Source organism: Pseudomonas sp. OVF7, assembly GCF_030644265.1.
GTDB classification, from domain to species: Bacteria; Pseudomonadota; Gammaproteobacteria; order Pseudomonadales; family Pseudomonadaceae; genus Aquipseudomonas; species Aquipseudomonas gorinensis.
Genome location: NZ_CP128996.1, coordinates 4,432,168 through 4,457,731, shown reverse-complemented (window position 1 = coordinate 4,457,731; position 25,564 = coordinate 4,432,168). Strand labels below are relative to the sequence as shown.

Sequence of the window (25,564 nt, the reverse complement as noted above, 5' to 3'; positions counted from 1 at the left end):
CGTGGCTCCTATGCTTACGAGTAACTTTTTCACGACTACAGGTATTGGGCTTATGACGGCGGCTGACGACACTCATGTGCACTGGCTGGTGCAGCAATCCATGCTCCACGCGGCGCGCCAGCGGGCCAAGCTCTATTCGGGGCAGGGCCGCTTGTGGCAACAGCCGTATGCACAGACCCGCCCGCGTGACGCGTGCGCCTTGTCGTCGGTGTGGTTCACCGCCTATCCGGCGTCGATTGTCACCCGCGAAGACGGCACGGTGCTGGAGGCGCTAGGCGATGAGACGTTGTGGCATGCATTGTCGAAAATCGGCATCCAGGGCATTCACAACGGCCCGTTGAAAAAGTCCGGCGGCTTGTCCGGGACCACGCACACGCCGACCATCGACGGCAATTTCGACCGCATCAGTTTCGACATCGACCCGCAACTGGGCACCGAGGCGCAGTTGCAGGCGTTGACGCGCATGGCGGCGGCGCACAATGCGGTGATCATCGACGATGTGATCCCCTCGCACACCGGCAAGGGCGCAGATTTTCGTCTGGCCGAGATGGCCTACGAGGATTACCCAGGGCTCTACCACATGGTCGAAATCCGCGAGGAAGACTGGCCATTGCTGCCCGACGTCGCCGCGGGGCGTGATGCGCAGAACCTCAGCCCACTCCAGGTGGACGCCCTGCGTGACAAGCACTACATCGTCGGCCAGTTGCAGCGGGTGATCTTCTTTGAGCCCGGCGTGAAGGAAACCGACTGGAGCACCACGCCGGTGGTCATCGGGGTGGACGGCAAGCCGCGCCGCTGGGTGTACCTGCATTACTTCAAGGAAGGCCAGCCCTCGCTGAACTGGCTCGACCCTACGTTTGCGGCGCAGCAGATGATCATTGGCGACGCGTTGCATTCCATCGATGTGATGGGCGCAAAAATCCTGCGCCTGGATGCCAACGGCTTTCTCGGTGTGGAGCGCAAGCTCGATGGCACCGCCTGGTCGGAGAGCCATCCGCTGTCGATCACCGGCAACCAGTTGCTGGGTGGCGCGATCCGCAAGGCCGGCGGGTTCAGTTTCCAGGAGTTGAACCTCACCGTTGACGATATCGCCTCCATGTCCCACGGCGGTGCTGACCTGTCCTACGACTTCATCACCCGGCCGGCCTACCAGCATGCCTTGCTGATGGGGGACACCGAGTTTTTGCGCCTGATGCTGCGCCAGATGCACAACCTTGGCATCGACCCCGGCTCGCTGATCCACGCCTTGCAAAACCATGATGAACTGACCCTGGAGCTGGTGCACTTCTGGACCCTGCACGCCCATGACAGCTTTCTCTACCAGGGCCAGACCTTTCCCGGCAATATCCTGCGCGAGCATATCCGCGAACAGATGTATGAACGCCTGGCGGGTGAGCATGCGCCGTATAACCTCAAGTTCGTTACCAACGGCGTGTCCTGCACCACCGCCAGTATCATCACGGCGGCGCTGGGTATCCGCGATCTTGACGCGATCACGTCGGCCGATATCGCGCAGATTCGCCAGATCCACCTGCTGCTGGTGATGTACAACGCCATGCAGCCGGGGGTGTTTGCCCTGTCAGGCTGGGACCTGGTGGGGGCCTTGCCACTCGCCGCCGATGAGGTCGCGCACCTGATGCAGGATGGCGACACCCGCTGGATTCACCGAGGTGCCTATGACCTGGTGGACCTCAACCCGGAGGCCGAGCTTTCGGCGGGGCAGATGCCCCGCTCGAAAACCTTGTATGGCAGCCTCAACAGCCAGTTGCAGGACCCCGACTCGTTCGCCTCCCAACTGCAAAAAATCCTCGCCGTGCGCCGCGCCTACGACATCGCCGCCAGCCGTCAGATCCTGGTACCGGATGTCGAGCACCCTGGCTTGCTGATCATGGTCCACGAACTGCCGGCCGGCAAAGGTATACAAATCACCGCGCTGAACTTCGGCGATACGCCGATCACAGAAACCCTGCACCTGCCCAACATTGCACCGGGGCCGGTGGTGGACATCATCAATGAGCGGGTGGAGGGCGACCTGACCGCTGAGGGTGAATTCACTATTACGCTGGATGCGTACGAAGGATTGGCGCTGCGGGTGGTCAGTAGCTCGCCGATGTTTTAGTGGGAACGCCGGGAGGCGTGGGCCTGTTTCAGGATCCAGTCGGTGGCCCACGACTGCCTGGCGCGCGCTATTGAAGTGGCCGTGCGCATTTGTTGATAAAGATCAGAGGCTACACGTCGCAACTCCAGATACTCACTCAATCGCCTCATCCCTGTTGGCTGGCCTGGTGAAAACCGGGCGCTTGGGCGATATATCGGCGGCATTGCCATGGGCCCTGCGGTCCCAAATGCCGCCGCGGGTCACCTCACTCAATGGAGGAGAGGCGTCGTGACGCACTCACAGCCATATATTCGTTGGTTCAAGGAGTTGGGCCTCGACGATGTCGCGCAGGTCGGCGGCAAGAACGCCTCGCTGGGCGAGATGTACCAGCAGCTGACCGGTGAGGGCGTACGGGTACCCAATGGGTTCGCCATTACCTCACAAGCGTATCGGTATGTCCTTGAGCACAATAAGACCTGGGCGCGGCTGCACGAGGCACTTGACGGTCTCGATGCCAATGACATCAAGGATTTACAAGCCCGTGGGCAGAAGGCAAGGGCGATCGTATATGACTGTACGCTGCCGGAAGACCTGCAGGCGGCAATACGGCAAAGCTACGCACAACTCAAACACGAATACGGTGACAGCATTTCACTGGCCGTGCGCTCCTCGGCGACCGCCGAAGACTCTCCACTGGCCTCGTTCGCCGGGCAGAACGACACCTATCTGAACATCGCCAGTGAAGAGGCGCTGCTTGATGCCTACAAGCGTTGCCTGGCGTCGAACTTTACCGATCGGTCTATCCATTACAAATATGACCACGGCTTTGATTGCTTCAAGGTCTGTCTCGCCGTTGTCGTCATGAAAATGGTGCGCAGCGATCTCGGTGCCAGCGGGGTAATGTTTTCCCTGGATACGGAAACGGGTTTCAAGGATGTCGTGTTCATCAACGCTGCCTGGGGGCTTGGGGAGAATGTCGTACAGGGCACGGTCGCGCCCGACAGTTTCTACGTGCACAAACCCAGCTTCATCGCCGGCTACCGCGCCGTGCTCAAGCGCAGTCTGGGTAGCAAAGAAAAGAAGATGGTGTTTGCCGAGACCCTCAATACCGGAAATATTGCGCTGGAATACACCGTGAATACCGATACATCCACCGAACAACAAGCCCGTTTCTGCCTCTCTGACGAGGACGTCATGCAGTTGGCCGACTATGCCATCAAGGTTGAAAACCACTACTCGAGCAAAGCCGGTTTTTACAGACCCATGGATATGGAGTGGGCGAAGGATGGCGTCGACGGCCAGTTATATTTGGTACAGGCACGTCCTGAAACGGTGGCCTCCCAAGAAAACAGCAACGTGCTTCGCATTTATCAGCTCAAGCAACGATCGACAGTGCTGCTGAAGGGCAAGGCGGTCGGCACCAAAATTGGCGCGGGAAAGGCCCGCGTGATCAACGATGTCAAACAGCTCAGCGAGTTCAAGCCTGGCGAAGTGCTGGTTTCGGATAACACCACGCCGGATTGGGAGCCCGTCATCAAGACCGCTGCGGCGGTTGTGACAAGCGGGGGCGGACGTACCTGTCATGCCGCCATCGTATCGCGTGAGTTGGGTATTCCTGCGATCGTGGGGGCAGTGAACGCGGCAGAGGTCATCCACACCGGAGCGTCGCTGACTATCAGTTGCGCTGAAGGCGAAAGCGGGATTGTGTATGACGGTGAACTGGATTTCGATGTCCAGGAGACGGACCTCAGCCAATTGGGACGCCCCGCGACCAAGATCATGATGAACCTGGCTAACCCCGACCAGGCCTTCAGCCTCGCCTCCCTGCCGGTAGATGGCATCGGCCTGGCGCGTATGGAATTCATCATCAATGAATACATCAAGGTCCATCCAATGGCCCTTGCTCACCCGGAAAAGCTGGATGACGCCACCCGTGAAACAATCGCGGTGCTGAGTAGGGCCTATCAAGACCCGACGGATTTTTTTATCAAGACCTTGGCAGAAGGCGTCGCCACGATTGCCGCGGCGGTGTATCCAAAGCCTTGCGTCGTACGCATGAGCGACTTCAAAAGCAATGAATATGCAACCCTGCTGGGCGGGCAGTATTTTGAGCCGGAAGAACATAATCCAATGCTCGGATTTCGGGGGGCGTCCCGATACAGCCATCCTGCCTATGCCGAAGGGTTTGCGCTGGAGTGCGCGGCCATGAAATGGGCGCGTGAACACATAGGCCTCACCAACATCAAGTTGATGATCCCTTTTTGTCGCACCGTGAAGGAGGGTGAAAAGGTATTGGCGGCAATGGCCAGCCATGGTCTGCAGCGCGGAGAAAACGGGCTGGAGATCTACATCATGTGCGAAATACCCAACAACGTGATCCAGATCGATGCATTCGCCCAGTTGTTCGACGGCTTCTCCATCGGCTCTAACGACCTGACTCAATTGGTACTCGGCGTGGACCGTGATTCGGAAGTCGTCGCTTTCGATTTCGATGAGCGCGACCCAGGGGTAAAACAGATGATTCGCCTGGCGGTAGAAGGCGCCAGGCGTAACACTCGACACTCGGGAATCTGTGGACAGGCTCCGTCGGATTATCCCGAGATGGCCGAATATCTAGTGGAGATTGGCATCAACTCGATGAGCCTCAGTCCAGACGCCGTGCTCGCCACGATTCGGCACGTCCTGGCTGCGGAAAAACGCTTGCAAATCAGTCGGGCGATTCCCGACGGTTGAAGAGGGCGGCTTTCGCACCATCGGCAATAGCGCTGTAATCGCGGTTTCGACCCTGCGTAGATAACACCCCCATCAGCTAGCGCCGATGGGCAGCGCCATGCCGAACCACCTCGATGCAAAACGCCTGTTCGAAAGGCGGCACGTTGCACTCGACGACGTCATCGGCGGCGACTTGCAGGTGCACGCCGACAATGTCGGCCCGGATCGGCTGCTGACAGACATGTCGGTCGACCAGCACCGCCGTGTAGACCCGACAAGCACCCAGTTGTGCCAGATAGGCGCAAGTACGCAGCAGCGAATGACCTTCAAACAGCACGTCATCGACAACCAGGAACGTCGTGTTGGCAACGTCCAGGTTGCCCAGGCCTGGGTTCTCGATCAATTGCGTGTAGGTATGCAGCACTTGCAGGTCATCGGTGTAACGCTTGACCTGAAGGGGGAAAAGAGGGAGTTCCGGTTGACCGGTCTGACGCGCAATGCACTGGCGCAACCGTTGAGCCAAAGGCTCGCCCCGGCGTTGGAGGCCAATCAGTGCCGTGTGCGAGGCTGGCAGCAAGTGGGTGGCCTTACGCGCCATCGCCTGCAACACATTATCAAGCTCATTGCTGTCATACAGGCGTAACCGCTGGGTTGCCAGTAGGATCGTCATTGCCTTCTCCTTTCCCTAACCCTTGGGGCATTGATTCAGGCGATCAGCAAATAATCCTCCACCTTACTGACACCTGGCACCGACCAGGCGGCCCGTTCCGCAATCTGACGCTCGCGCCAGAAATGCACCTTGCCTTCGAGCTTGACCACACCGCCTACGACCTTGATTTGTATGCCCTTGGCATCGACTTCTGCATTGCGTTTGAGTGCCTCTTCGATGCTCTGCTGAATATCCGTGACCTTGACTCTCGTGCGCAGGGTGAGGCGATTGTCTATGCCCACCACACCGGACAGTTTGCGCACGGCACTCTCGGCGGTTTCCTTCTGATACTGCCAATCCACCTGGCCTTCAAGGATCACCCATCCTTTTTGCACGATCACCTTGATGTCGCCTTCGGGTGTATCGGATCGCCACGAGATGATGTTCAAGGCGCGTTTTGCGATGGCGTCATCTTCTGTGCCGGCGTCTTTGTTCAGCCGGACCTGGAGTTCTTCAGCCACTGCGCGTACGCCTTTGACAGTTTTGACCGCACGCTCGGCACTGATCTTCTGGGCGTAGCTTTTCACGTAGCCTGAGAGTGTGACGACACCGTTGTCCACGCTTACGCCAATGTGGGCAGCGTCGATATCGGGCTGAAAATCCAGCTCATCCAAAATGGTATTTCGCAAACTTAAGTCATTCATGATGGTGTCCTTTTCTCAATTAAAAAAACACGGGGCACAACAACCTGATGCCGGTCAGTCGATGACGAACACTGTAACTGTGGCTAGCCCTGATGCCGTTCAGTTAAGGCTTTTTTGTAGGAGCGAGCTTGCTCGCGAAGAACTCACAGGCGCCGCGTTCACTCAGGAAACACGCGTTATCGTTGACGTTTTTCGCGAGCAAGAACTAGGCGTCCCCCTCGCTCCTACAGAAGGCGATGTACGCTTAACTGAACGGCATTATGGCTAGCCCGCTCGCCACAATTGACTCTTTGCTCGTTCTATCCGTTGTTGTTTTTACGCCTGAGCGATCGACAGATATTGAGCTAAATCAAAAAGGGTCCAGGGGGCGCACGCCGTTAATCGCCCGCTGTTTATGTGATAAATGTCAGCGCAAATACTGGATAAACCCAGCTATTTTATTCGAACGGCTGCGCTTTGCAGGCGAGGACCGACAGCGGGAACGTCATGACCAGGTGCTTGCTCGTGGCCTGGCTCGGCCTTGTTGTGACGGCAGAGGTGGTCAAATCGCTTTTTGAGGAACTCACTTCCATGCTCGCTAAGTGGCTGGATCCCCTCCTATTGCTGCTCACGGCACTGACGCTGGCGGCCGGGGGCATTGCGCATGTCGCGCAGCAGCCTGATTGGGCATCTATGTGTTGGGCCGCAGGCAGCCTGGTGATGGTTGCGGTGCTGCTCATCGAGATTGTGGGGCGCCTTGCCCGGCGCGAGGCCGGTGTGGACCTGATTGCGTTGCTGTCCATCACCTCGGCGCTGTTTTTCGGGCAGGCACTGGTGTCCGCGGTGATCGCCTTGATGCTGGCGACCGGACGAGCCCTGGAGTACTTCACCAAGCAACGCGCTGACCGTGAGTTGCGTGCGCTCATCGACCGCGCGCCACACTTTGCCTGGTTGCAGGAGGGGGGCAGCCTGCGCAAGATCCCCATCGAGCAGGTCACGCTGAATCAGACATTGCTGGTGCGGTTGGGGGAGGTGATACCGGTCGATGGTCGCTTGCTGAGTTCGGCGGCCGTTCTGGACGAATCGGCGCTCAGTGGTGAGTCGTTGCCCGTCACCCGTCGAGAGGGTGAGCTGCTGCACAGCGGTGTTTCCAACGTCGGCGCGCCGATCTTGCTGATTTCCACGCGAACAGCTGCGCAGAGCACCTATGCCGGCATCGTGCGGATGGCCGAGGCAGCGCGCCGTTCACGCGCTCCTTTCGTGCGCATGGCTGACCGTTATGCAGTGTTCTTTATCCCGCTGACATTGTTGATTGCCGGGTTGGCCTGGCAACTGAGCGGCGATCCTTTGCGAGCGTTGGCTGTTCTGGTGGTGGCGACACCTTGCCCTTTGATTCTGGCGGTACCGATTGCGTTTATCTCGGGTATTTCAAGGGCAGCGCAACGCGGGATCCTGATCAAGGATGGCGCGACCTTGGAAGCACTGGCCACGGTCAAGCAGGTTTTTCTCGACAAGACCGGTACTCTGACCAGCGGCCATGCTCGTCTGCAGTCGATAGAGGTCAACGGACTGCACGATCCGCAACGCTTGCTTGGCCTGGCCGCGTCTCTGGCGCAGGCCTCGACACATCCTATCTGCCAGGCAATTGTTGAAGCAGCCCATCAGGGGCAGTTGTCGCTCAGCGTCCCGCAGGGCGTGGAAGAAAGCCCGGGCGCGGGGCTTTGTGGGTGCGTCGATGGCATGCAGGTGCGCTTTGGTACTTTGTCTTTTGCGCACAAAGACGCCGAGGCAACCGGCTGGGTCGTAGCCATGCTGCGCCGCATGGACCACCTGGCGTGCAGCGGAAGCTTCATCGACGTGGACGGGAAACTCGCGGGCCTGTTTGTTTTCTCGGACAACATTCGGCGCGAAACGCCACAGACGCTGCGTCGACTGCGCAACAGAGGCATCGAAAAGATCGTCATGCTCACCGGGGATCGCCTGGAAACTGCCGAGATGATTGCGCTGTCTGCCGGGATTGACGAGTTGCGTGCCGGGTTGACCCCTGAAGATAAAGTGCGGGCGCTACAGCAGGGTGGCCAGCACGCCAGCACGCTGATGGTCGGCGATGGCATCAATGACGCACCGGCGCTGGCGGCGGCTGATGTCGGTGTGGCAATCGGAGCCAGCGGCGCCACCGCTTCTGCACAAGCCGCTGGTGTTGTGCTGCTGGTGGATCGACTGGATCGTCTGGTCGAGGCACTGGACATCGCCCGGCGCACCCGTTACATCGCGCGCCAGGGAGTGCTGGTCGGCATGGGGTTGTCATTGCTGGCCATGGCCGTGGCAGCCTCGGGTTACCTGCAGCCGCTGATCGGCGCCATGGTGCAGGAGGGCATAGACGTGGTGATCATCCTCAATGCCCTGCGGGCACTGGGGCCGTGGTGGGGAAGGAGGAAACAAACGCTCACCGCTGAGCATATCGATCGCCTGCATGATGAGCATCAACAACTCACTGCCGTATTGAATGATCTGCACCAAATGGCCAATGACTTTGCCCAGCGTCCAGTTGCGCAAGCACGGAGCGACCTGGTGGCACTGGTCGACAAGCTGCAAACAGTACTGGCGCAGCACGAACACAACGACGAAGACACACTCTACCCGCTGCTGACGCTGAGCATGCCGGGCGAGGACCCCATGTCAGCGATGAGCCATGCTCACCGAGAGATCTTTCGCCTTATCCATTTACTCGCGCGCATGAGCAGCGACTTCAGTTCCGACCCCGCGACGGCACCTGCTGACGAGATTCAGCATCAGCTGATTCGCCTGGACACCCTCGTGCGCCTGCACTTTGATCAGGAGGACGAACTGTTTCACAATCTGGATTGGCGCTAGACGTGAGTAAATCGCGCAAGGCTCTCGACTCTGGCGGATACCCTGTCGCTGATCTTTTTGGTTTAAATTCTATATAAAACAATAGGTTATATTTCTATGTCATGCTGACAGTTGTATACCCAACTGATCTCGTGCATCCCGACTGCTGCCTGTCGATTCCTTCTTGTCTGTTGCAGCTTTTGCGCGCGTGTCGCGCATCTGAAAGGCAGATTTTTCCATGCAGGCCTTCATCCTTGCCGCGTCAAATCTCCCTCGCATGCGCAGCGGGGCAACTCAGGGTGCCAGACGTGGAGGCGCTGGCCGCCTTCCAGCTGAACCTGCACAAAGTCCAGGCCGTGCAGGGTGATCTTGTCGGTCATTACGTCGTCGATGATGCTCACGGCAACACTCGTCCTTGCCGCTATAGCGGCTGACTTTGAAGGGGGAGGGGGAGGGGTGGAACGAAAGAGTGAGGCGCTAATTCCAGCGAACGTCGAGTTCTGAAATTTGTTGCTGCAGCTGCTCTATGATTTCAAACCAAGAATCGAAACTGGCCAGCGCCTCTGCACTCGGAACCGGCAACGGCGTCGTTCGATGCGGGCCTGCCAATGATTGCCAAGCTCGCCGGATTACCCGCCGCATCACGACGGGCAACCCTTAGCGCTGGGCATTTTTGGGTTATTTGGCGTTCAACGCGGCCAGGAACTGTGTGTGCTTCAGCGTTTGCGAAAACATCGGCAAGGTAAATTGCTCGGCGGCGTGTTGTTGTTCATCGGTGAAGGTCGCTGTGCAATCGGTCAGTGTCACCACCTCATAGCCCTTTTCATAGCCGGTCCGGACGGTGCCTTCAACGCAACAGTTGGTGAGAAAACCCGCCACCACCAGATGCTGGATGCCATTGTTGCGCAGCACCAGGTCCAGGCCCGTGGTGGCGAAACCATCCAGCCCACGCTTGCCCTCGACCACGATGTCGCTTGATTCATGGGTCAGTGCATCGGTGATTTCGGCGCCCCAGCTGCCGGCGCGGAAGGCGCTGCCATCTGCCACGCCTTTGAGAATCCCGTAGGAGCGCAGGGTCAGCTCTGGATAACCGTCGGCAAACTGGATGGGCAGGTGGATGATCTTCACGCCGAGTTTGCGCGCTTGTTGCACCGTGGTGGCGGTGTTGGCAAGCATGTCGGTGGCATGCATGACGTCTTTGACGGCGTCGTGGAAGACCCCACCCGGGGTGGTGAAGTCATTCTGGAATTCAATCAACACAAGGGCGGTTGTACTCGGGTTCATGGTGATGCTCCGATCAGTAGGATTTACCACGTCGGACGGCACAAAGCGCCGCCGATCAACCAGGGGGCATAGGGAATGGCGTCATGGCTTTACGCTTGGGTTCCGGCTACACACGATGAGTGTACAACGTCGGTTAATGCATTTTGTCTTCAGGACCGCGTGTATCGCACGGCCTCGATGTTCCGATTCCCAGGGTTATGCAGGTTCACGCCCTGGGCAGTGGGAGATAGGGTTGGGTCTGAACCCCTGGAGGTAACTTCATCAGCGACTACTGCAAATCCACGGTCCGCTTCCCCTGCGTACTCAGCGGCTAATCCGAAATTATTGATAATGATTGTCAGTCGGGAGTATCTTTGCCGCGCTCACCCAGAAGGGAACGCTCTTTACCGGTCTATGGATGGCGAGGCTGATTCTTCTGGGTGAGCACCTGGCTTCCCGTCCACCAGCAGACATGCTGGGGAATGAGCATCTTCCCACTGCGTCAGTACCTCAGGAACATCTGCATTTGACCCCGAGTTCATTTCTCCAGAAAAAAACGGCCAGTTAAGGCCGTAAAGTGGGATGAACCGTTTCGTGAGGTATTCGACTGTTATTGGGCACTCGAGAGAAATCGCGGGTCTTGTGACTCGTGTTGCCAACCGCCACCCAATGCTTTGAATGTGGCCACCGCAGCTCGAGCCGATTCCGTTTGGGCTTGTGCTCTGCCATCAGATGCGGCTAACAAGTTCTCATCGGCACCCAGTACTTCGATCAGGCTCACCACGCCTTTTTCGTAGGCGGTGAATGATCTGTCTCGGGCTTTTGTAAAAGCAATTTCACCCTGCGCAAGCTGTTTAAGCTGCTGCTCGCGGTTGATCAGCGCGGAAAAAGCGGTTTCGACATCCTCGGAGGCCCGTAGCACTGACTGGCGATAGGCGGCTAACGCTTCAGCTTCTTGCCCCTTGGCCAAGTCAATCTGAGCGTTAATACGGCCAAAGTCGAACAGCCTCCAGCGTAGTCCCAATACCGCCGATGCCTGACTGGCATCGTTGGAGAAAAGATTTCCGCTGGAGACCGACGTCGCGCTGCCTATCAGCGCGCCTACGGAAAACTTGGGGTAGTACTCGGAAATGGCTTCGCCGATGCGAGCGTTTGATGCCGCCAGCCGGCGCTCTGCGACGATCAAATCTGGACGTCGGCGCAGGAGGTCCGCTGGAGAGCCCAGGCTGGCGAATTGTGGTACATCCGGGATGTGTGTCGATTGAGCCAACTGCGCAGTATAAGTGCCCGGTGGCTTACCCAAGATGACATCCATAGCGTTCATTGCCGAATCAAGGCCAGCCTGCAGTACTGGCACCGTTGCTTGCGCTTGGTTCAACGATCCTTGAGTCTGATTCAGCTGCAGTTCAGCAGCCAGTCCTTTGGCGTAGAGATGTTCGATGGTGGCGAGCAGGTGTTGTCGCGTCTCTACTTGCTTTCGGGCAATTTCCAGGCGTGCTTGCAGGCCGCGGATGCTGATGTAAAGGTCAGCAGTCTGCGCTACCACTGCTAGCCGTGTGGCAACTGCTGCTGCTTGGGACGCCTGGTAGTCGGCCACGGCTGCTTCTTTGCCTCGACGTAATCCTCCAAACACATCAAGTTCCCAGCCAGCATTGAGATTCGCCTCATAAGCACTACCGTAGCGGTTATAGGATGGATCTGAATTCAGCACTTGGCCCAACGGTGTTTCCAAGGATTGTCGCGCTCTAGCCGCTTGGCCACTGACGGTGGCCGACGGCAAAAGAGCGGCATTAGCTGCTCCCAAGCCCGCGTGAGCCTGTTCGATCCTGGCGGTTGCCTGAGCTAAATCGAGGTTCTGCTCAAGGGCTCGATTGATTAACTGGCTGAGAACGGGGTCATTGAAAGCCTTCCACCAGACGGTAAGATCGCTGGAGGTTGAGTCAACTGTTCGTGTTGTAGGTGGATGCGCTGAAAAATGCGCGGGCAGTTCTACTTTGGGCTCCGAATAGTCAGGGCCCACCGAGCAGCCTGTGACCATACCGAAACTTAGCAAAACGGCAAAACGGAAAGGGTGCATGTGACACCTTTGAAATGATCGATTTGTGACCATATTACGATTTGGTCATAAGTTGTCAACAGCCCTGCGGGTGCGTAAGCTAATCGCATGAACCCATTATCCGTTTCCTCGTCCAGCACTCGCGGTCCTGCCGAACACGAAATCCGAGACCAGATAGTCGCGGCGGCCAACGAACATTTCAGTCAATACGGTTACAGCAAGACAACAGTCTCCGACCTCGCGAAAGCGATCGGTTTTTCCAAGGCGTATATCTACAAGTTCTTCGACTCCAAGCAGGCGATTGGTGAAGCCATTTGCAGCAATTGCCTGTCGCAAATCATTGCGGCCGTGGAGGACGCTATCAATGCCGTGGGTATCTCACCCACGGAGCGATTTCGACGATTGGTCAAAAGCCTTATAACCAAAGGGGTTGACCTGTTTTTTAATGATCGGAAACTGTATGACATCGCGGCGTTCTCTGCGTCGGAGCGCTGGCCCAGCTCGCAGGTCTATGACATGCGAATCAAACACTTCGTACTGCAAATTGTACGAGAGGGGCGTGAACTCGGAGAGTTTGAGCGCAAGACGCCTTTGGATGAGACAGTGGAGTCGATTCACCTCGCACTACGCCCCTACATCAACCCTTTGCTGTTGCAGCACAACCTTGACGTCGTTGAAGAGGCCCCTGGGCTCATTTCCAGCCTTATTCTGCGCAGCCTGATGCCTTAAAAAGCGCTGGCTGGCAGATCTGTACACCTCCGCACTTCCCTTGTATCCGTAACTTAAGGCCGACTCTGCTGATCTCACCTTGATCAGCAGACGGCTTTCATTTGTTCGTTTCGTGACCGTTGACTTATTTGGTCACTTGGATGAGCATGGCGCATCCGCTTCCAAGAGGTCTCTATGATCCAGCGCCGTTCCACTTCATTTATGTTCATCGGTCTATTGCCGTTTGCCTTGGCTGCATGCAGCGAGGCACAGCCTCCTGATCCTCGTCTCCAGGCTCCTTTGGTTCGCGTCAGCCTGGTTCAGCCTTCTGTACCTGAAGCTCGCCTATACACCGGCGTCGTAGCGGCTCGGGTTCAGAGTGACCTTGGTTTTCGAGTGCCCGGAAAGGTGACGGAACGCCTCGTGGACACCGGCCAGAGCGTCAAGCGTGGACAGCCGCTTATGCGCATTGATGCGAACGATCTGACGCTGACAGCGCGGGCGCAGCAAGAAGCGGTGCTCGCAGCAATGGCTCGATCCCGACAGGCCTCTGATGACGAGTTGCGCTACCGTGATCTGGTGTCTGTCGGTGCTGTATCTGCTTCGGCCTACGCAGGAATCAAAGCAGCCGCCGACTCGGCCAAGGCTCAACTGAATGCCGCCAAAGCCCAGGCTGATGTGGCGAAAAACTCCACCGGTTATTCAACCTTGCTGGCCGACTCCGACGGGGTTGTTGTAGACACCTTAGCGGAGCCGGGGCAGGTAGTAGTTGCAGGCCAGGTGGTAGTGCGTGTTGCCCATTCCGGACAACGTGAGGCCGTTATTCAATTACCTGAAACGCTACGTCCTGCTCTGGGCTCTTCGGCGACGGCGCAGCTTTATGGATTGGACCAGCATGAAGGGAAGGCGCATCTGCGCCAACTGTCCGATTCGGCTGACAGGTTGACCCGCACATTTGAGGCGCGTTACGTGCTGGAGGGCGCACTTGCCAATGCCACACTGGGGGCGACCATTTCGGTTGCCATCGGCGGCACGCCAACAGCCATCAATAGTGAAGTCCAGGTGCCAGTCGCCTCTCTCTATGACGCGGGTAAAGGTCCGGGTGTATGGGTGGTGAGTCGGGAGCCTGAGCAGGTGACCTGGCGCCCTGTAACGTTTCTCGGTTTGAGTGATGCTGAAACTGCACGTGTGACAGGTCATCTCAATGTCAATGATCGTATTGTCGCGTTGGGCGTTCACCTTTTAAGCGAGGGCGAGCAGGTCAGGGCTCAGGTGGCAGGCAACGCTCAGGCAGCGGTGGCTGAGGTGCGCCGATGAGCGGGTTCAACCTGTCCGCATTGGCCGTGCGTGAGCGTTCGATCACGCTGTTCTTGATCCTGCTGATATCCATAGGAGGGCTGTATGCATTCTTCAAGCTAGGGCGCGCGGAAGATCCTGCCTTCACCATCAAACAGATGACGGTGGTAACGGTATGGCCTGGTGCGACGGCTCAGGAGATGCAGGATCAGGTGATTGAAAAGCTGGAAAAACGCATGCAGGAATTGCGTTGGTATGACCGGACCGAGACCTTCACACGTCCGGGAGTGGCTCTCACTACCGTCTATTTGCTCGATAGCACGCCACCTTCCGCTGTTCCCGAGGAGTTTTACCAAGCTCGCAAGAAGCTCCGTGATGAAGAGGCGGGTTTGCCGCCTGGAGTCATCGGCCCGATCGTCAACGACGAATATGCCGATGTCACCTTTGCCCTTTATGCGCTCAAGGCGAAGGGCGAGCCACAACGACTGCTGGTTCGCGAGGCCGAGTCCTTGCGTCAGCGCCTGCTGCACGTGGCGGGTGTGAAAAAGGTCAATATCATTGGTGAGCAGTCCGAGCGCATTTATGTCGAGCTGTCATACGAGCGTCTGGCGACATTGGGCATTTCCGCCCGAGACATATTTAGCGCGTTGAACGCGCAAAACATGATGACGTCGGCCGGTTCAGTCGAGGCCAAGGGACCACAGGTGTTCATCCGGCTCGATGGTGCGTTTGATGACCTCCAGAAGATTCGCGACACGCCGCTGGCCGTGCAGGGTAGAACCCTCAAATTGTCCGATGTGGCCGAGGTCAAGCGCGGTTACGAGGAGCCCTCCACGTTCATGGTGCGCAACAATGGTGAGCCCGCTTTGCTGCTCGGTATTGTGATGCGCGACGGCTGGAACGGTCTCGATTTGGGTAAGGCGCTTGAAGCCGAGACAACGTCGATCAACGAGCAACTGCCGCTAGGTATGACATTGAGCAAGGTCACCGATCAGGCGGTGAACATAGATGCATCGGTCACCGAATTCATGATCAAGTTTTTCGCGGCGCTGGGTGTGGTTCTGCTGGTATGTTTTCTCAGCATGGGTTGGCGTGTCGGCATCGTCGTCGCTGCGGCGGTGCCGTTGACCCTGGCGGCAGTTTTCATTGTCATGGCCGCAACAGGTAAGGACTTTGACCGCATAACGCTAGGGTCGCTGATTCTGGCACTGGGGCTACTGGTGGACGATGCGATCATTGCCATTGAAATGATGGTGGTGAAGATGGAGGAGGGGTATGACCGCATCAAAGCCTCCGCCTATGCTTGGAGCCACACCGCCGCCCCTATGTTGTCAGGCACGTTGGTCACTGCAATCGGCTTTATGCCTAACGGTTTCGCCAAATCAACCGCAGGTGAGTACACCGCCAACATGTTTTGGATTGTCGGCATTGCGCTGATCACATCCTGGGTGGTGGCAGTGGTGTTCACACCTTACCTGGGGGTGAAACTGCTACCGCAGATCAAGGTGCCTGAAGGCGGCCATGCCGCGATTTACGGGACGCCCAATTACTTGCGTTTCAGGCGCGTACTGGGTGTGGTGATTCGCCGTAAAGGGCTCGTAGCGATCTCAGTGGTTGGTTTGTTCATTGTCGCTATTCTCGGCATGAGCGTGGTGAAGAAGCAATTTTTCCCAACATCAGACCGCCCCGAGGTACTCGTTGAGGTGCAGATGCCTTATGGCACATCCATCGAGCAAACTGATGCAGCGGCATCCGAAGTCGAGGCGTGGGTTGCGAAACAGCCTGAAGCACGGATAGTCACCGCCTACATTGGGCAGGGCGCCCCACGGTTCTATTTGGCGATGGCGCCAGAGTTGCCCGATCCTTCCTTTGCCAAAATTGTCGTGCTAACGGCAAATCAGGAAGAGCGTGAGGCGCTCAAGATCCGGCTGAGGCAAGCCGTTGCTGATGGCCTGGCTCCTCAAGCACGCGTACGTGTGACCCAGTTGGTGTTTGGTCCTTATTCGCCTTATCCGGTAGCCTTCCGCGTCATGGGGTCGGACCTGAAAGTGCTACGCGATATCGCCGGCCAAGTGCGCGAGGTGATGAAAGCCAGCCCCATGATGAGAACCGTTAATACGGACATGGGCGAGCGTGCCCCGGCACTTCACCTGGCACTGAATCAGGATCGTCTGCAGGCATTTGGTTTGACCTCCGCAGATGTTGCTCAGCAGCTTCAGTTTCTGCTGACCGGAGCACCAGTGACCCAGGTGCGCGAGGACATTCGCTCGGTCCAGGTGATTGCACGCTCAGCGGGTGACACGCGTTTGGACCCCTCGAAAATCGACGCCTTCACCTTGACCGGAGCGCAGGGCCAAAGGGTGTCGTTGTCTCAAGTCGGGACAGTGGAGATCCGAATGGAAGAGCCCATCCTGCGGCGTCGTGATCGAACCCCAACCATCACTGTACGTGGCGATGTGGCTGAAGGTCTTCAGCCTCCAGATGTTTCCAGCGCCGTGATGAAGCAACTGCAACCGCTTATTGAACAGTTGCCTAAGGGTTATCGCATTGAGTTGGCAGGGGCGATCGAGGAGTCGGGGAAGGCTAACAGGGCGTTGCTGCCGTTGTTCCCCATCATGATCGCACTGACGTTGCTCACCATCATTCTTCAGGTGCGTTCGATGTCGGCAATGATGATGGTGTTCGCTACCGCACCTCTGGGACTGATTGGCGTGGTACCCATTCTGTTGCTGTTCCAGCAACCGTTCGGGATCAACGCGTTGGTAGGGCTGATTGCCCTGTCTGGAATTCTCATGCGCAACACTTTGATCCTCATTGGTCAGATTCACTCCAATAAGCAGGCCGGTCTGGCCCCCTATGACGCCGTGGTAGAAGCCACTGTGCAGCGTGCACGGCCGGTGATTCTCACCGCACTGGCAGCCATGCTGGCGTTCATTCCGCTGACCCATTCGGTGTTCTGGGGAACGCTTGCCTACACCCTGATTGGCGGTACGTTCGCCGGGACTGTACTGACCCTGGTGTTCCTGCCAGCGATGTATGCCCTTTGGTTCAAGATCAAGCCAGACACTTCAGGGGAACCCTCGATACCCGCACATCCTGCCTGAATGAGGGGGACATGAATTCGCCAGGGTGAGCGTGCCCTTCTCTCAAGTCTGGCGAAGACAACAGGCAATCATGGCCCCGATTAACGGGGCCATGACGAAGATCGCATAAGGTGAGTCAATGTCATTGGAAAGCAAACGTATCGTAGTCACTGGCATGGGAGTTGTTTCTCCCTTGGGTTGTGGTGTTGCTCGGTATCCAGTTCCACTTCGCAGCCATGGCGAATGCCGGGCCAGTGGAACCTGTCCTGGTTCAATCGGCGCGGCGCCAGCCATATCCCGAAGCCGTCATGCGAAATTTAGGGCAGCACTACGGCCCGGGGGGATTTCACCCCCGATTTCCCGATTAGATTAATTGCGCCGTGATGATGGTGTACGTTCTGTACTTTGTGGGCGTTCCATCACTAACAACGTGGAGGTCGCGCTTGCGTAGATGCGCTCGTCGGCACCTTTTAATGTCGCCTCGGCAAACGCTGCGCGCCGACCCACCGAGATGACACGACCCTCGGCCCGGAGCGGGCCTGTTTCAGTGGTAATGGGGCGCAAATATGAAACTTTCAGTTCAAGGGTTGTGTAGGCCTGGGTTGCTGAAAGCTTGGAGTGAACGGCGCACCCACATGCGGAGTCGAGTAGCGTTGCAGCATACCCTCCGTGGATCGTGCCGATCGGGTTGTAGGCATGCAGGCCGGGCGTGCCTGTGAAGACCGCCCAGCCGTCACCGGCTTCGACAAAAGTGAAGTCCAGAGATTCGCCAATCGGTGGCCGTCCCCCGGCAGAAATCAGCGCCTGCAGGGTCTCAAGTCCGGATAGGCCGGGTGCAACTTCATCGACTAGATTCATTGATATTTCTCCATTTATGCCGGAACGCTATCGCTGGTCGGCTAGGGTAAAAATGGGGGGCGGCTGTTGTGGGTAAAATTCAATGGGCATCCGCGGATGGCTGTTTCGGCGGTTGTACCTTGCGCATCAACGGCACCAGTAACACGGCGACGACGAAGCACGCCATGATCATCAGGAACGAATCGGCATAGGTCAGCGTCTGCGCCTCACGCCACGTCAGCGCCCATAGCTGACGCAGTGCAAACTGGTTGGCATCCAGGCTGTTTTGCCCGAGCAGTTGGGCATTGCCTGAAAGCTGGTCAAGCCAGACATTCATGGATTCGTTCTGGATATTCAGGTGCTCGGCCAGGCGCAGGAAGTGCAGGTTGGTGCGGTCGTTGAGCACCGTGGCGCAGGCGGCGATGCCGATGGCGCCGCCGAGGTTGCGCATCAGGTTGAACAGGCCGGAGGCGAGTTTCAGCCGGTCGGGGGCCAGTGCGCCGAGGGTCAGGGTTACCACCGGTGGCACTGCCATTTGTTGGGCAAACCCGCGTATGGCCTGGGGCAGCAGCAATTCCTTGGCACCCCAGTCGTGGGTGATGGGGGAGAAGTCCCACATCGACAGGGCGAACAGCGACAAGCCAAACATCAAGATCCAGCGCAGGTCGAAGCGGTTGGCCAGCAGCGCGTACACCGGGATCGCCAGCAACTGGAACACCCCCGTGGAAAAAACCGCCAGGCCGATATCCAGCGAGCCATACCCGCGCACCCGGCCGAGGAACAGCGGCGTGAGGTAGATGGTGGCGAAAATGCCGATGCCGGTGATAAATGAAAACAGGCAGCCCAGGGCGAAGTTCCGGTCCTGCAGGGCGCGCAGGTCGACAATCGGTTCCTTGATTTCCAGGCAGCGCCAGATAAACAGTCCGCCACTGATAGCGGCGATCCAGGCGGTGGTGGAGATGGTGCTGTCACTGAACCAGTTCCAGCGCGGGCCTTCTTCGAGGGTGTATTCCAGGCAGCCGAGAAACACCGCCATCAGGCCCATGCCGATGTAGTCGGCGCCCTTGAGCAACGATGGGTTGGGGCGGTCGACTTTCACCAGCATCGGCACCGCTAATGTCACGAACAGGCCAGGCACCAGGTTGATGTAGAACAGCCAGTGCCACGAAGAAATATCAGTGATCCAGCCGCCCACGGCGGGGCCCAGGGTGGGCGCAAGGGACGCGATGGCGCCGATGGTGGACGCGGCGATCACCCGCTGTTTGCCGTTGAAGTACATGAACGCGGTGGTGAACACCAACGGGATCATCGAGCCTCCCAGGAACCCCTGCAAGGCACGAAACGCGATCATGCTCTGGATGTTCCAGGCCATGGCACACAACAGGCTGGTCAAGGTAAACCCGGCCGCCGACGCCGCGAACAGCCAGCGCGTGCTCATTACCCGCGAGAGCCATCCCGACATGGGGATCACGATGATCTCCGCGATCAGATAAGCGGTCTGCACCCACGCCGTATCGTCCGCGCCGGCAGACAGCCCGCCGCCGATGTCCTTGAGGGAAGCGGACACGATCTGGATATCGATCAAGGCGATGAACATGCCCACGCACATGGTGGCGAAGGCTGCGACCTTTTGCGCAGTGCTGAGGGCGGGCAGCGGGTTGTTCATAGCTGGGCCTTGAGGGCGCTGGCCTGGTCTTCGAACGCCTCACGGGTGTTGACCTTTGCCATCACCGACAGGCCTGGGCGCAGGGCGCCAAAGTCGGCGTCATTGCTGTCGAGCCGCACGCGCACCGGCACGCGCTGCACGATCTTGGTGAAGTTGCCGGTGGCGTTTTCCGGCGGCAGCACACTGAATTGTGCGCCGGTGGCGGGGGCGAGGCTCTCGATGTGCCCGTGGAATTCGCGGCCGGGGAGGATATCGGCGCGGATGCTCACGCTTTGCCCAATCTGCAGGCGGCCCAGTTGGTCTTCCTTGAAATTGGCGTCCACCCACAGCCCTTTTGCCGGCACCACCGAGATCAACTGGCTGCCGGCCGCGGCGTAGGCACCGACCCGGGCGCGGCGATTGCCCACGTAGCCGTCCACCGGGGCCCGCAGTTCGGTGTAGCTGATGTTCAGTTGTGCCTGGTCGCGTTCGGCTTGGGCCTGCTGCAGTGCGGCGCGGGCCTGACCGCGTTGGGTTTCGATCACGTCGATCTGCCGGCGTGCCGCCATCAGCCCGGCTTGCGCCCGGGAGTGATCGGCGCGGGCGGTCTTCCACACGGCGTTGACCCGTTGCGCACTTTCCACCGACACGGCCTGGCTGCGTACCAGGTGCTGGTAGCGCGTCTGATCGTCGCCGGCCCGTTGGGCTTCGGCGTCGGTAGCGTCGATCTGCGCCCTGGCCTGGTTGATCACTGCCAGTTGCAATTGTTCGGTGGCGTCGAGGTTGGCGAGCGCGGCCTGTTGCGCTGCCACGGCGCCATCGGCCTTGGCCAGGGCGGTGCGGTAGTCGCGTACATCAATGCGGGCCAGTACGTCGCCGGCGTGCACGAACTGGTTGTCCTGCACGGCCACTTCGCTGATATAGCCCGGCACTTTGGCGCTGATCACCGTTACGTCCGCACCCACGTAGGCATCGTCGGTGTCCTCGATAAATCGGCTGACCAGCCACCAGTGGCTGGCGTACCAGACGCCGCCCACCACGGCCAGGGTCAGCAGCCCCACGCGCAGTACGTGTTTGCGCCGGGAAGTTTTCGTGGGTTCGGGCAAAGCGCTGACTTGAGCGTCCATGACGAAATGACCTCATTGCGTATTAGTGGGGGAAGGGGCTGACCAGTTGATCTTTTGCGGTGTAGGCCCTACCGGTTCGCGCGCGCCACAGGCTCAATGGTTCGGCGTCGGCGGCGACATGCACGCGGTGGTCTTCGCGGGTGATGGGCTTGCCGGTGTTGGCATCCATCAACGCGAGTTTCACGGGGCGCCCGGTGTCCTCATCGGCGAGAAACACCTTGGATGACCCCTCGGCATGCCGCGCGCCCCAGGCCATCAGCGTGAGAATCACCTGGCGCAAGTCCCGGCCGGCTTCGGTGAGGTGGTATTCGTGGCGCGGCGGGTTGTCCTGGTAGGGGCGCCGCTCCAGCAAACCGTTGGCCACCAGCGTGTTCAGGCGGCGGGTCAGCGTGTTAGAGGCGATCCCCAGGCTCGTGAGAAATTCGTCGAAACGACGCAACCCATAGAACGCATCGCGCAAGATCAAAAGGCTCCAGCCATCGCCGATGTGCTCCAGGGCACGGGCGACCGGGCAGGGCATGGACTGGAAGCTGGCTTTCTTCATGACGATCTCCGGGATTTGTTGCTAAGTATTACGATAATAATATTGCACAGTGAATTTCATAATGAAAGTGACTCGCGCGAATTTATTATTGTGTTCGGCGTGCGCCCCCTCGTGCACCCGCTCGCTTCGCTCGATACGGATGGTGCGTTGGCCTCGAATGGCTCACTGGTTGTTTCTACGCGGATGCAGCCTTGATGAGATGGGGAAAAACGGGGAGGGGAAGATCAATCCATGAGACAGAGGGGTATTCGACCGCTCCAGGAACGCCTTGCCTGCAGCGATTCCGTTAGCGTACGGGTGAAGAACAGAAACTGTTGATTTGAGTCGGCAGAACGCCAGGGAAGGGAATTGCGGAGCAGATTCTGAAATTGAGGAATACAAAAGATAAGGGCCTGCATGAAGTTCATCATGCAAGCCCTTGATATCTATGGTGCCCGAACCCGGAATCGAACCGGGACGCCCTTACGAGCGGGGGATTTTAAGTCCCATGCGTCTACCAGTTTCGCCATTCGGGCGGTAGCGCGGTGCAACAGGGTTGGGAATATATAGATCCAGGCGCCTGGGCGCAAGGTGGCCGGGCACCTTTCTTGTGCAAAGGGCTGGATGAAAAAGCTTGATAGATCAGTGATCTACATAGGCTTCACGAACAACGCAAAAGGCGTGCGAGACCCGGGAACAAGGCTCATAAATGACAGTCATAGCGATATGCCATCCCGGCAGTTCGGAAAGGAATCAATTGATGCTCCGTGTTCGTAAGCGTTCTTGGATGATGACAATAGGCGCCGTGGCGGTATTGGCGGGTGGTGTGGTCGGCCCGGTGCAGGCGGGGAGTGCGGTGAAGTGGGGGGATTTCAGTGCGTCGGCCGGTGACCGGTTGACGGCGACTTCGATGGAGGCGGGTAACCAATATGTGTTGAAGTCGTCGAGCCTTTCGGTGGGCGATATCGAAGCGTTGCAAGCGGAGCAGAAGCGTAGCACCAGCGCACTGCAAAGCCTGACCAGCAAAGTCGAGGGCCAGGGCCGCGAGCTCGACGAGCTCAAGCGTAAGGGCGGTTCCGCCGCCAGCGCCGGTGATAGCCAACTGTCGAGCCTCAAGAGCACGATCCAGGATCAGAAAAGCACGATTGACCGGCAGAAAAGTGACATCGACGCCTTGAAGCGTAGCCTGGACGATTTGAAACGCAGCGTTGAAAGCCTGAGCAGCAAAGTGAAGTAACCGACGCGTTACCGCAGGCGCGAGAATGTTCGCGCTTGCGGGTCTTGCTTAATAGGCGTCGGCCACTGCACTGGCGCCATTGACAATCGCTATCCCGGAGCTGCTGCCCAGGCGCGTAGCGCCCGCCTCGATCATTGCCTGGGCCGTTGCCAGGTCGCGTACGCCCCCTGAGGCTTTCACCCCGATCGCCGCGCCGACCACTTTGCGCATCAAGCGCACATCCTCCAAGGTGGCGCCCCCGTGGCCGAAGCCGGTGGAGGTCTTGACGAAGCCAACATTGAGTTCACGGCACACTTCGCATGCCTTGATCTTCTGTTCGTCATTGAGCAAACCGGTTTCCAGGATCACTTTCAATGGCACCTCTCCACAGGCCTCGAGCACCTGGGCAATATCGTCACGCACCTGGTCGAGCAAGCCATCTTTCAACCAGCCGATGTTCAGCACCATGTCGATTTCCCGCGCACCCGCCTGGATCGCCAGTTGTGCCTCGCAGGCCTTGGCCGCACTCAGCCCGGCGCCCAGTGGAAAGCCGACCACCGCGCACACCAGGGCAGCTGACCCGCGCAGGCATTCGGCCGCCAGCGGTACGTTGGCGCTGTTGACGCATACCGACTTGAAGCCGTACAGGCGAGCTTCGTCGCACAATTGGCGCAGGCTGGTCTGGGAAGCGTCTGCGGTCAGCAAGGTATGGTCGATGTAGGCAGCGAGGGACAGGGGGGCTTGGGGCATGGTCGGAGTCCTGTGGGGGAGGGTGCTGAGAAAAGCCTGTTTGTGTTAAGTTGGATGCATTAAATGTTAAATAAATAACATTGTAAATGGGATTTGTGAGCCTTGTTATCTATCGGCCACGTTCAAACCGAGTGAAAACGCAGTGGATTCAAAGAAAAGCGAACGATTCAAAGCCATGCACAGGGCCTTGCAAGGCGAGGCCGCCGTGCATTTACGCGAGATGGCGGCATTGCTCGGCGTGTCGGAAATGACGGTGCGCCGCGACCTGGTGGACAGCCCCCAGGGCCTGCGCCTGCTGGGCGGGCATGTCACCCGCAGCGGTGCGCCGGAGCCGGATTACCAGGTGGCCGAACAAGACCAGCGCAACCTCGTCGAGAAGCGTCGCATCGGCAGCGTGGCCGCCAGCCTGGTGCGCCCGGGCGATACCGTTTTCATCGATTGCGGCACCACCACGCCGTTTATCATCGACGCGTTGCCCGATGACCTGGAGTTCACCGCCCTGTGCAACTCCCTTAATGTCCTGCTCAAACTCCAGCAAAAGCCCCACTGCACGGTGATCCTGTGCGGAGGCATGCTGGACCGGCGCAACCTGGTCTTCGAGAGTCGCGCCGAGCTGGGCATCCTTGAGGGGATCCGCGTGGCCTGGGCATTTATCTCCGCCGCCGGGGTGAGCGCCGTGCATGGCGTGACCTGTTACAACCTCAATGAAGTGGAGGTCAAGCGCCGGGTCATGGCACGGGCGCAGCGTTGTGTGCTGGTGGCCGACCACACCAAGTTCGAGCAGGTACGTGCGGCGCATTTTGCTGAACTGGCCGACTTCCAGCGGGTGATCAGTGACGTTGGCCTGCCAGTGGCGCAGCGGCAGCTCATCGAGGAGGCCGGGGCGATTCTGATGCTGTGATTTATTTATCGTATGTTTGGATTCTAACAAAATTGCCTTGACACCCTGGCGGGCAAGGCATAGTTTTTCAAATGTGATCGCTGTTCACATTTGTGAGCACTGCCTCGCTGAAGGCAGTGCCCGAATCCAGACAACAATAAAAATAGGAATCACCATGCTACAGATCGCCCGTAAACCTGTTCAGGTGCTGTCCCTTGCACTGGCTGTCGCGGCCTCGGTACTGGCGTTGAATGCCCAGGCCAAGGATCTGAAGATCGGTTTCAGCCAGGTCACCCTCCAATCGCCTTTCTATGTGCAACTGCGTGACGGTGCCAAGGCGGCCGCCGCGAAAGATGGCGACGAGTTGATCTTCCTCGACGCCAATGGCGACATCAGCAAGCAAAACAACGATATCCAGGACCTGCTGACCCGCAAGATCGACGTCCTGATCATCAATGCAGTCAACCCCGACGCCGTCGGCGCCTCGCTAGATGCCGCCAAGCGCGCCAAGGTCCCGGTGATCGCCGTGGACCGCGCGATCAACGCGCCTGTCGCCGCCACCATCGGTCGCAACAATGCCGAGATGGGCGAGCTGTCCGGCAAAGCCCTGGTGGCCGCGCTGAAACAAAAAGGCGTGGTCAGCGGCAAGGTCATCGAGATCCAGGGCGATGCCGGCGGTACCGTGATGCAAGAGCGGCGCAAGGGCTTTCATACCGCGCTGGCCGGCACCGACTTCAAGATTATCGAAGGCCCCTACAGCGAATACATGCGCGCCAATGCGGTGACGGCGATGCAGGATCTGTTGCAGGCCCACCCTGACCTCAAGGCCGTGATCGCGCACAACGACGATATGGCCATGGGCGCCCTGCAAGTGCTCAATGAAAGCGGCAAGAAAAACGTACTGGTCGCGGGCGTCGATGGCCTGTCGGAAGCGATCAATGCCATTCAGAACGGTGACCAATACGTCGCCACCGCCCTCAACGATCCGCGTTACCTAGGCGAAGTCGCGATTGAAGCGGCGCGTGGCCTGGTCACCGGCAAGACCATCCCGGCCTTCGTCGACGCCGGCACCAAAGTCGTGACCCAGGCCGATGCGGCCCAGATCAAGCACGACGCTACCTTCGGCGAATACCGTCCCGGCGCACTCTGAAGCGCTCACCGCTGCATTGCCTATCCAACAGGGGA

Annotated in this window: 19 protein-coding genes and 1 tRNA gene; 9 read left to right on the top strand and 11 right to left on the bottom strand. The window is 58.5% G+C overall.

Features of this window, described 5'->3' with window-relative positions:
- The first annotated feature begins 52 nt into the window (after nucleotides 1–52).
- Complete coding sequence (treS, locus tag QU606_RS20220; protein WP_024075700.1) at nucleotides 53–2,119, top strand: maltose alpha-D-glucosyltransferase; 2,067 nt, start codon at nucleotides 53–55, stop codon at nucleotides 2,117–2,119.
- A gap of 267 nt (nucleotides 2,120–2,386) precedes the next feature.
- Nucleotides 2,387–4,831: a phosphoenolpyruvate synthase gene (gene ppsA, locus QU606_RS20215; RefSeq protein ID WP_304997400.1), complete on the top strand. Its 2,445-nt coding sequence runs from the start codon at nucleotides 2,387–2,389 to the stop codon at nucleotides 4,829–4,831.
- A 76-nt stretch (nucleotides 4,832–4,907) separates the two neighbouring features.
- On the opposite strand, the gene QU606_RS20210 is transcribed toward ppsA, so the two are convergent.
- On the bottom strand, nucleotides 4,908–5,480 hold the full coding sequence (locus tag QU606_RS20210) for a phosphoribosyltransferase family protein (protein WP_024075698.1): 573 nt from the start codon (nucleotides 5,478–5,480) through the stop codon (nucleotides 4,908–4,910).
- 35 nt (nucleotides 5,481–5,515) lie between these two features.
- Complete coding sequence (locus QU606_RS20205; RefSeq protein ID WP_024075697.1) at nucleotides 5,516–6,163, bottom strand: BON domain-containing protein; 648 nt, start codon at nucleotides 6,161–6,163, stop codon at nucleotides 5,516–5,518.
- 570 nt (nucleotides 6,164–6,733) lie between these two features.
- Between QU606_RS20205 and QU606_RS20200 the strand changes: the two genes are divergently transcribed.
- Nucleotides 6,734–9,016 carry a heavy metal translocating P-type ATPase gene (locus QU606_RS20200; RefSeq protein ID WP_304998639.1) on the top strand — a complete coding sequence of 761 codons (2,283 nt, stop codon included), beginning with the start codon at nucleotides 6,734–6,736 and terminating at the stop codon, nucleotides 9,014–9,016.
- Between the two features lie 227 nt (nucleotides 9,017–9,243).
- Here QU606_RS20200 and QU606_RS20190 read toward each other — a convergent pair whose 3' ends face one another.
- From QU606_RS20190 to QU606_RS20180, 3 genes are all read right to left on the bottom strand, one after another.
- Nucleotides 9,244–9,396: a hypothetical protein gene (locus QU606_RS20190; RefSeq protein WP_304998659.1), complete on the bottom strand. Its 153-nt coding sequence runs from the start codon at nucleotides 9,394–9,396 to the stop codon at nucleotides 9,244–9,246.
- 277 nt (nucleotides 9,397–9,673) lie between these two features.
- Nucleotides 9,674–10,279, bottom strand: a complete 606-nt coding sequence (locus tag QU606_RS20185; RefSeq protein ID WP_024075693.1) for a cysteine hydrolase family protein — start codon at nucleotides 10,277–10,279, stop codon at nucleotides 9,674–9,676.
- Between the two features lie 589 nt (nucleotides 10,280–10,868).
- Nucleotides 10,869–12,335, bottom strand: a complete 1,467-nt coding sequence (locus tag QU606_RS20180) for an efflux transporter outer membrane subunit (protein ID WP_024075692.1) — start codon at nucleotides 12,333–12,335, stop codon at nucleotides 10,869–10,871.
- Nucleotides 12,336–12,422: 87 nt separating this feature from the next.
- Between QU606_RS20180 and QU606_RS20175 the strand changes: the two genes are divergently transcribed.
- The 3 genes from QU606_RS20175 to QU606_RS20165 all read left to right on the top strand — a co-directional run bounded on the left by QU606_RS20175 (nucleotide 12,423) and on the right by QU606_RS20165 (nucleotide 17,422).
- Complete coding sequence (locus QU606_RS20175; protein WP_193689365.1) at nucleotides 12,423–13,043, top strand: TetR/AcrR family transcriptional regulator; 621 nt, start codon at nucleotides 12,423–12,425, stop codon at nucleotides 13,041–13,043.
- A gap of 174 nt (nucleotides 13,044–13,217) precedes the next feature.
- Nucleotides 13,218–14,339 (top strand): efflux RND transporter periplasmic adaptor subunit, encoded by a 1,122-nt coding sequence (locus tag QU606_RS20170; protein WP_024075690.1) that lies wholly within the window; start codon nucleotides 13,218–13,220, stop codon nucleotides 14,337–14,339.
- Nucleotides 14,336–17,422 (top strand): efflux RND transporter permease subunit, encoded by a 3,087-nt coding sequence (locus tag QU606_RS20165; protein ID WP_304997399.1) that lies wholly within the window; start codon nucleotides 14,336–14,338, stop codon nucleotides 17,420–17,422. Before QU606_RS20170 ends, QU606_RS20165 begins: the two co-directional genes overlap by 4 nt.
- A gap of 348 nt (nucleotides 17,423–17,770) precedes the next feature.
- Here the strand turns inward: QU606_RS20165 and QU606_RS20160 are convergent, their stop codons facing one another.
- The 5 genes from QU606_RS20160 to QU606_RS20140 form a co-directional block, all read right to left on the bottom strand.
- Entirely contained in the window at nucleotides 17,771–18,259 is a 489-nt protein-coding gene (locus QU606_RS20160; RefSeq protein WP_024075688.1) for a PaaI family thioesterase, read from the bottom strand.
- Nucleotides 18,260–18,338: 79 nt separating this feature from the next.
- Nucleotides 18,339–19,904 carry a DHA2 family efflux MFS transporter permease subunit gene (locus QU606_RS20155; RefSeq protein ID WP_150294722.1) on the bottom strand — a complete coding sequence of 522 codons (1,566 nt, stop codon included), beginning with the start codon at nucleotides 19,902–19,904 and terminating at the stop codon, nucleotides 18,339–18,341.
- Entirely contained in the window at nucleotides 19,901–21,010 is a 1,110-nt protein-coding gene (locus QU606_RS20150; RefSeq protein ID WP_024075686.1) for an HlyD family secretion protein, read from the bottom strand. Before QU606_RS20150 ends, QU606_RS20155 begins: the two co-directional genes overlap by 4 nt.
- Nucleotides 21,011–21,032: 22 nt before the next feature.
- Nucleotides 21,033–21,554 carry a helix-turn-helix domain-containing protein gene (locus QU606_RS20145; RefSeq protein WP_024075685.1) on the bottom strand — a complete coding sequence of 174 codons (522 nt, stop codon included), beginning with the start codon at nucleotides 21,552–21,554 and terminating at the stop codon, nucleotides 21,033–21,035.
- Nucleotides 21,555–21,982: 428 nt separating this feature from the next.
- A tRNA-Leu gene (locus QU606_RS20140) sits at nucleotides 21,983–22,069 on the bottom strand.
- Between the two features lie 224 nt (nucleotides 22,070–22,293).
- Between QU606_RS20140 and QU606_RS20135 the strand changes: the two genes are divergently transcribed.
- The gene (locus QU606_RS20135) at nucleotides 22,294–22,770 is read left to right on the top strand and encodes a hypothetical protein (RefSeq protein WP_069076046.1); all 477 of its coding nucleotides are present in this window, start codon (nucleotides 22,294–22,296) and stop codon (nucleotides 22,768–22,770) included.
- A 48-nt stretch (nucleotides 22,771–22,818) separates the two neighbouring features.
- On the opposite strand, the gene deoC is transcribed toward QU606_RS20135, so the two are convergent.
- Entirely contained in the window at nucleotides 22,819–23,499 is a 681-nt protein-coding gene (deoC, locus tag QU606_RS20130; RefSeq protein ID WP_024075684.1) for a deoxyribose-phosphate aldolase, read from the bottom strand.
- Nucleotides 23,500–23,641: 142 nt separating this feature from the next.
- On the opposite strand from deoC, the gene deoR reads away from it, so the two are divergent.
- Both deoR and QU606_RS20120 read left to right on the top strand, forming a co-directional pair.
- A complete protein-coding gene (gene deoR / locus QU606_RS20125; RefSeq protein ID WP_041160948.1) occupies nucleotides 23,642–24,400 on the top strand; it encodes a DNA-binding transcriptional repressor DeoR in 759 nt (252 codons plus the stop codon).
- Between the two features lie 154 nt (nucleotides 24,401–24,554).
- On the top strand, nucleotides 24,555–25,529 hold the full coding sequence (locus QU606_RS20120; RefSeq protein WP_024075682.1) for a substrate-binding domain-containing protein: 975 nt from the start codon (nucleotides 24,555–24,557) through the stop codon (nucleotides 25,527–25,529).
- Nucleotides 25,530–25,564: the final 35 nt, after the last annotated feature.

Coding starts and splice junctions, on each gene's coding strand:
- treS (WP_024075700.1), top strand. CDS start 53: ATGACGGCGGCTGACGACACTCATGTGCACTGGCTGGTGCAGCAATCC.
- QU606_RS20210 (WP_024075698.1), bottom strand. CDS start 5,480: ATGACGATCCTACTGGCAACCCAGCGGTTACGCCTGTATGACAGCAAT.
- QU606_RS20205 (WP_024075697.1), bottom strand. CDS start 6,163: ATGAATGACTTAAGTTTGCGAAATACCATTTTGGATGAGCTGGATTTT.
- QU606_RS20200 (WP_304998639.1), top strand. CDS start 6,734: ATGCTCGCTAAGTGGCTGGATCCCCTCCTATTGCTGCTCACGGCACTG.
- QU606_RS20185 (WP_024075693.1), bottom strand. CDS start 10,279: ATGAACCCGAGTACAACCGCCCTTGTGTTGATTGAATTCCAGAATGAC.
- QU606_RS20180 (WP_024075692.1), bottom strand. CDS start 12,335: ATGCACCCTTTCCGTTTTGCCGTTTTGCTAAGTTTCGGTATGGTCACA.
- QU606_RS20175 (WP_193689365.1), top strand. CDS start 12,423: ATGAACCCATTATCCGTTTCCTCGTCCAGCACTCGCGGTCCTGCCGAA.
- QU606_RS20170 (WP_024075690.1), top strand. CDS start 13,218: ATGATCCAGCGCCGTTCCACTTCATTTATGTTCATCGGTCTATTGCCG.
- QU606_RS20165 (WP_304997399.1), top strand. CDS start 14,336: ATGAGCGGGTTCAACCTGTCCGCATTGGCCGTGCGTGAGCGTTCGATC.
- QU606_RS20160 (WP_024075688.1), bottom strand. CDS start 18,259: ATGAATCTAGTCGATGAAGTTGCACCCGGCCTATCCGGACTTGAGACC.
- QU606_RS20155 (WP_150294722.1), bottom strand. CDS start 19,904: ATGAACAACCCGCTGCCCGCCCTCAGCACTGCGCAAAAGGTCGCAGCC.
- QU606_RS20150 (WP_024075686.1), bottom strand. CDS start 21,010: ATGGACGCTCAAGTCAGCGCTTTGCCCGAACCCACGAAAACTTCCCGG.
- QU606_RS20145 (WP_024075685.1), bottom strand. CDS start 21,554: ATGAAGAAAGCCAGCTTCCAGTCCATGCCCTGCCCGGTCGCCCGTGCC.
- QU606_RS20135 (WP_069076046.1), top strand. CDS start 22,294: ATGCTCCGTGTTCGTAAGCGTTCTTGGATGATGACAATAGGCGCCGTG.
- deoC (WP_024075684.1), bottom strand. CDS start 23,499: ATGCCCCAAGCCCCCCTGTCCCTCGCTGCCTACATCGACCATACCTTG.
- QU606_RS20120 (WP_024075682.1), top strand. CDS start 24,555: ATGCTACAGATCGCCCGTAAACCTGTTCAGGTGCTGTCCCTTGCACTG.